A 6,047-nucleotide genomic window follows, 5' to 3' on the forward strand; every position below is an offset into this window, starting at 1 on the left:
AGTAATACAAATCAAAATAAAAATTTAATGCAACAATTTTCTTTAAAAGTGCAAATAAACGAACAAAGACCTGATTTTCGGGTATTTAAAGCTTTCTTTTTTGGTAATGATTTTCATAATTGTGACAGTGATGGCGATGCTTCTCCCGTTTATAGCAGAAATTGGACAGAACTTTATATGCGTTCCCGAGAAAACAAACAATGGTTTGACATACAATGTATTGAAAAAGATAATTTGACTTTCAAAATCACTTCTGATACGGAAGAAAATGTGTACCGCATTGCTTATTTCCTCGCAAAAGAAACAAATGGAGCAATTTTAAACGATGAAAATCAAATAATTAATAAAGATAATATGTTTTCAAAAATGGGAAACTTTAATTTGGAAGAAAGATTGCATTTAGCAGAGAAAAGCATTTGGCGAAAATCATCAAAAGATAATCCATTTCCTAACATTCAAAAAATAGAATGATTTATTTGGTTGAAATCAATTAATTGACAACAGAAAACAAGTCCAATGAATGATGAAATACACATTGCAACCAATATTTCAACTGAAATCTTTTATAAAATTGTTGATTTTTTGAAAGAAAACAATTGGAAACTCACCGCAGAATACAACCCCGAAATCTTCGATAAAGCTATCGACTTTGATTTATATCAATTTGAAAAAGAAAATAAAACAATACAAATGGCTTGGGATATTTGGTTTCAAGGAGAGATAAAAGCAACATCATCTGTTTTTAAAATGCTCTCATCATATTTAAAATATGAATTCAAATATGGAACATCAATTCATTTTTACAAAGATATTTTTCATAAAAAATCATCTTTATTGATAAAATACCATTAAAATTCTTTTTAAAAAGCAATTTAAATTAAAAAAGACAAACTATGCTCTCAATTCATCTAAAAAATACTAAAAATAAAGGTATTAGCTATATAACTTACGAAGAGGAAACTATTTTAGCCAAACTTTATGACAAAACCGAAATAAAATTTATCAAAAAATTATGGAAAAACTATTACAACGACCCTATTTTCTCTTTTGAAGAATTAGAAATTGCCTATAAAGAATTATTTACACTTTCTGTTGAGATGATTACAAAAGCAACTACATCACCTGAAATAAATTTTGTATATAAAATGATTGCTATTGTATCGTATGCGGTGTTTCATAAAGAAAATTTATGTTGCTTAAGTGATTAACAGCCTTTTATATAAAAATTTTTGTGAGAAAATTACAATTATAAATTCAAAAAATAGGCAATTCACTAAGAAAAATAAAAAAGTCAGTTTCAAAAATGATTTTTATTGAAAGAATAACAAAAAACAGCAACAAAATAACGAAAAATTAGTTATAAAAAGGAATGATTATTTATAAAAAACCAAAGATTTAGTGTAAAAAAGGAAAGATTCAGTATAAAATGAAAATATTTTTTAGTAGAAAATCAAAAAGTGAGTGTAAAATATAGAAAAGTGAGTCTTAAAAATGAAATATATTGATAAAAAACCAAAAAATCAGTATAAAATATAAAAGAGTGAGTTATAAAAATAAAATATATTGATAAAAATTCAAAAAAGTTAGTTTCAAAAACAAAAAATAAAACATAAAAGAATTTAAAACAATAAAAAAGAAGCTATTAAGTTAGTTAAACATCAAAAAAAATTAAAAAAACAACAAAATATGAAAGAGAAAACAAATGCACAACTTGCTTTTGATGAAACTATGAAAGCCATTTACGATTTACTAAAACCCATCGGATTTAAGAAAAAAGGAAATAACTTTTATAAAATAGAAAATAGCATCTGTCAACTTATCAATATTCAAAAAAGTATTTACAATAATAGTCAATCGGTCACTTTTACAGCAAATATTTGCGTTAAATACTTAGAAACTGATGAAAATATACCTTCTGTGACGCATTTTCCTATCCGTGAACGCATCGGAAACCTCAAAGAAAGCGGCGATTTCTGGTATACTTTCGATAAAATTCAGGATATTTTTATCAGAAAACAAAAATATCAATCTGAAAAAGAATTAATTTTAGAAGATATTAAAAAATACGCACTAACTTTCTTAAATAAGTTCAAAAACAAGGAAGATATAGAGAATTTTTATGAATAACAATTAAAAAATGAAAAGATATGAGTAAAGAAAAATCAGCATATATTCAGCAAAAAATAGCTGAATTTAAAACAAAACTGCAAAAACCTATCACGGAATTTCAAACGGGAGGATTTCGCCCAAGCGGAGAAAAAAATGAAAACTGGATTGGTCGCGTTTTTCTCTGTAAGCCCAATGAAAAACAACCTGTTATTGATAAAAATAACAAGGAATTGTATGCACTTGCTCAGTTTTATATTCCTGATTTGCCTTTTGTACCTGAACAATTAAAACACATTACTTGGCTTACAGTGTTTATCGGAAAAGAATTTCCGCATATTGAAGGTGAAACAGCTATTCCAAGAACTGATGAAAATGGAGAGGAGTATTGGGAGCTATCTACTGAACTTGGCAAAAATGGTGAGGGTTGGCTTATCCGTGAATATACCGCTGAAGATAAGTTGATTGAATATGAATTTCCGGCACAAGAATATCTTAAACCTTTTCCGCTAAAACCTATCTATAAAGAGCAAGATTTCCCTCTTTGGGACGGCGGAGGCATTCCTTACGACATAGCAAATGAAATTAGCAAACTAGACAATTATAACGACAAAGAAAATGAAAATCTGCTAAATTATTATGATGATATTGTTGGTGATAAACACAGTTATTCACACAAATTTGGCGGATATCCATCGTTTTGCCAATCAGGAATATATTTTGGAGATAATTTTGAATTTGCATTTCAGATTAGTAGTGATGAAAAAGCAGGATTTAATGTGATAGATTCTGGAAGCCTTATGTTTGCCAGAAATAGTATAACAGGCGAATGGGGATTATACTACGATTTCTATTAAGAGAAAGAATTGATAAAATTCATAACTAATAAAAAAAGAAACATACAATGTCCAAAAAAGATATAAAAAAGAAAAACATTTCTGTAACTGAAATTACAGACCTTATCAATGTTGCAGGAAATCACCCAAATCAAAATCCAGAGCGAGATTTCTTATATGTAGCAAAAAACATCTCTGATTTTGAAGATTCTTTCGATGAATTATTTAATATAAAAGATTTAGAGCCATTGGATTGTTGCATTTTATCTTCCAATTGTGAAATAACCTTACCAAACGGACAAAAATTCTGTGGAGTTTCTTTCAAAGGAGCTTCAGGAAAGGAAAAAATCACACAAACCATTCAAAAAGATTGGAAAGAAAAAGGATTTTTGTTTGGGGAAATCAGTAACAATATATTTATAGATTCAGAAGGGAAACAAACTCCTTTAAATGAGTGCAAAGCTGTACTTTATGAATATTAATTAAACAAAAAAGTTGATTTTTAAGATTTTGACAATGAATAATTAACTAACAAACAGAAATGCAATGTTTTGCATCTATACGGGCGGAAAATATAAATGCAAGGGCGGAATATACAAGAGTAACATCGGAAAATACAAATGTAATAGCAAAATGAACAAGAGTAATGGCGGAAAATACAAATGTAAGCATAAAACAACCCTTTTCATTCTAAAAAATAACACGATAAAGCAATGAATAACCAAAAAATATACCTATTAAAACGAGTTTGCAAGTACGGAAACGAAGAAATACTCTATTTGACAAAAGAAGAGGCGGCTTTTGAGCCATTGCAAGATGCATTTGTGAAAAAAAACCCTTGCAGAAAGTGCGGAAAACTCAAATATGACTCTATGAGCATCGAAACCCCCGAAATTGACGATGAGCTTTTTGCACTTTGGCGAGATAATGATGAGTATTATTTCCTACAACAAGACGAGGATTTACTCCTTGCCAAAATGTCCCATTTAAACAGGCTTTTGACCGCTTTTGATGATGAAAATTTCCCTTCGGAAAAGAAAATCGTGGTGGTAAATGCCCTTTGTGTGTTGCTTTTTGACAATCTAAAACTGCCCAAAGAGACTTATACCGACGAGCAAAACGCCCAAATGCAAGAAAATAAAGCCATTTTACTGCCCAAATTACAAAAACGCAGAGAAAAAATCATTGCTTATCAGGATTGTATTTGGGATTATGTTTGGAAAGAAATCAAAAAAGTGCTTTAAAGAATCAAATCATTAAAAAATATCGCAAAATATGAAAAATATAATAGCCGAAGCAATGAATTTAGGTATCAATGCGAGTGATTTTCCTGCCATTGATATGGATAAATATGGAAATTTCGTGGCTTTTGACAGAAAAAACAGCGTAAATATCAACGGAATGATACTTTCTTTATCAGAAAAGATAAAAATAAAATTCCCATTGGTACAGATATTGGATAATGGGTCGTTTTTGTTGGTAGATATGCGTACAGTGAGTAACAATGCGTTCATTTTCAATGCCGATGGCGTGTTAGAAAATGCGTTTTTCGTGGGCGATGCCGTTGAAGACCTTGCTTTTATCGATGGGAAGCTCATTGTTAGCTATTTTGATGAAGGTGTTTTTGGCAATCCGCCCAGTACAGAAGGTCTGGCGATTTTTGATATGGAAGGGAATGTGCTTTTCGGGGTCAATTCCAGTTTGGCGGAAGAATATATTTGCGATTGTTATGCACTTTGCAAGTCGGGAGAAAATGCGGTGTACTTTTTTGCCTATACGGAGTTTGAGTTTGTCAAACTTTCGGTCAAAAACTTCAAAATGGAGCGTATAAAAGTCCCCGAAATCTTATCAGGAGCTTCTGCGATGGTGTTTGATAAAGATACTGTGCTGTTTTTTAACCCTTATGAATATAAAAATACCTTATTTCGTTATCATTTGTATAGTAAACAGACTGAAAAACTCGGAAAAGTTGATTTTTCTATACTAAAAGGATTAGAAAATGGACAATTTTTAGCGATAAAAGACAATTTTTATTATGTTATTAGCATTTAGACATCTATAAATAGCGGATGTTGAATTTGAATAAACCTTAAAAAGTATCTAAAAGAAAACCGCTTATTTGGAATGATTATCCTACTTTTACCAAATAAAATTTAAAATATATGATGAATTGGAATTGTAAAAAATTTGAAGAACTCACCCACAACGAAATTTTTGAAATATTCAAAGCAAGGTGCGAGGTTTTTGTAGTGGAACAAAATTGCCATTATCAAGATGTTGATAATGAGGATTTAAACGCATTTCATCTTTTTGCAATGGTGGACGAAAAACTGACTGCCTATTGCCAAATTTATTCATCTGACGACAAAATAAAAATAGGTAGGGTACTGATTACTAAGCCGTTTCGAGGTAAAAATTATGGACGAGCGTTGATGCTCAAAGCCTTGGATTTTATCAAACAAAATTGGAAAAACGCAACGATTCAAATTCAGGCTCAGGTCTATCTAAAAAATTTTTACCAGTCGCTCGGATTTAAGCCTATTTCAGAGGAATATTTAGACGCTGGTATTCCGCACATTGATATGATTTTAAAACTTGACTCGGAAGGAAATAAAAGCATAAATCTAACTTTATAAAAATGATAAAACTCTTATTATTGGTCGGTTTGGGCAGTGGCATCGGCGGAATGTTCCGTGTGGCGATTTCATTGCTTATCAACCTAAAATACGGCAAAACGACCGCCTTTCCTATTGGGATTTTGATAGTAAACCTAATCGGTTGCTTTTTGATGGGCTTGGCGTTTGCTTATCTGAATCAAAAACCGCGTTATGAATCGCTTTATGTGTTTTTGGCGATGGGATTTTTGGGTGGATTCACTACTTTTTCAGCCTTTTCGTTAGAAACCCTACAGCTTTTTCAATCGCGAGATTTTAGTAATGCGTTCATTTATATTTCGTTAAGTACAATATTATCTGTGATTGTCTGTTACTTAGGAATTTCGTTGAAGAATTTAATAAATTAGTCATTAAGGTTTTGAAAAAGGGCGAGATAATCAATTCTTTAAGCAATCTTTAGAAAAATTATTGGAATTGTTAAACAAATATA

At 30.5% G+C, this 6,047-nt stretch carries 10 protein-coding genes; all 10 read left to right on the top strand.

What is annotated here, in order from left to right:
* Positions 1 to 27: 27 nt before the first annotated feature.
* The 10 genes from OO775_RS02405 (at position 28) to crcB (ending at position 5,964) form a co-directional block, all read left to right on the top strand.
* The gene (locus OO775_RS02405; RefSeq protein WP_264845413.1) at positions 28 to 471 is read left to right on the top strand and encodes a hypothetical protein; all 444 of its coding nucleotides are present in this window, start codon (positions 28 to 30) and stop codon (positions 469 to 471) included.
* A gap of 45 nt (positions 472 to 516) precedes the next feature.
* Positions 517 to 852 (top strand): hypothetical protein, encoded by a 336-nt coding sequence (locus OO775_RS02410; RefSeq protein ID WP_264845414.1) that lies wholly within the window; start codon positions 517 to 519, stop codon positions 850 to 852.
* Between the two features lie 41 nt (positions 853 to 893).
* On the top strand, positions 894 to 1,208 hold the full coding sequence (locus OO775_RS02415) for a hypothetical protein (protein ID WP_264845415.1): 315 nt from the start codon (positions 894 to 896) through the stop codon (positions 1,206 to 1,208).
* Positions 1,209 to 1,686: 478 nt separating this feature from the next.
* Positions 1,687 to 2,127, top strand: coding sequence for a DUF4304 domain-containing protein (locus OO775_RS02420; protein WP_264845416.1), 441 nt, complete (start codon positions 1,687 to 1,689; stop codon positions 2,125 to 2,127).
* A gap of 20 nt (positions 2,128 to 2,147) precedes the next feature.
* Entirely contained in the window at positions 2,148 to 2,963 is an 816-nt protein-coding gene (locus OO775_RS02425; protein WP_264845417.1) for a YwqG family protein, read from the top strand.
* Positions 2,964 to 3,010: 47 nt separating this feature from the next.
* Positions 3,011 to 3,424, top strand: a complete 414-nt coding sequence (locus OO775_RS02430; RefSeq protein WP_264845418.1) for a hypothetical protein — start codon at positions 3,011 to 3,013, stop codon at positions 3,422 to 3,424.
* A gap of 231 nt (positions 3,425 to 3,655) precedes the next feature.
* Positions 3,656 to 4,186 (top strand): hypothetical protein, encoded by a 531-nt coding sequence (locus OO775_RS02435; RefSeq protein ID WP_264845419.1) that lies wholly within the window; start codon positions 3,656 to 3,658, stop codon positions 4,184 to 4,186.
* A 31-nt stretch (positions 4,187 to 4,217) separates the two neighbouring features.
* Positions 4,218 to 4,994 (top strand): hypothetical protein, encoded by a 777-nt coding sequence (locus OO775_RS02440; protein WP_264845420.1) that lies wholly within the window; start codon positions 4,218 to 4,220, stop codon positions 4,992 to 4,994.
* A 110-nt stretch (positions 4,995 to 5,104) separates the two neighbouring features.
* The gene (locus tag OO775_RS02445) at positions 5,105 to 5,578 is read left to right on the top strand and encodes a GNAT family N-acetyltransferase (RefSeq protein WP_264845421.1); all 474 of its coding nucleotides are present in this window, start codon (positions 5,105 to 5,107) and stop codon (positions 5,576 to 5,578) included.
* Between the two features lie 2 nt (positions 5,579 to 5,580).
* On the top strand, positions 5,581 to 5,964 hold the full coding sequence (crcB, locus tag OO775_RS02450; RefSeq protein WP_264845422.1) for a fluoride efflux transporter CrcB: 384 nt from the start codon (positions 5,581 to 5,583) through the stop codon (positions 5,962 to 5,964).
* Positions 5,965 to 6,047 lie beyond the last annotated feature (83 nt).

Origin of the sequence: Capnocytophaga catalasegens, from assembly GCF_026005215.1 — a bacterium.
Taxonomy (GTDB): domain Bacteria; phylum Bacteroidota; class Bacteroidia; order Flavobacteriales; family Flavobacteriaceae; genus Capnocytophaga; species Capnocytophaga catalasegens.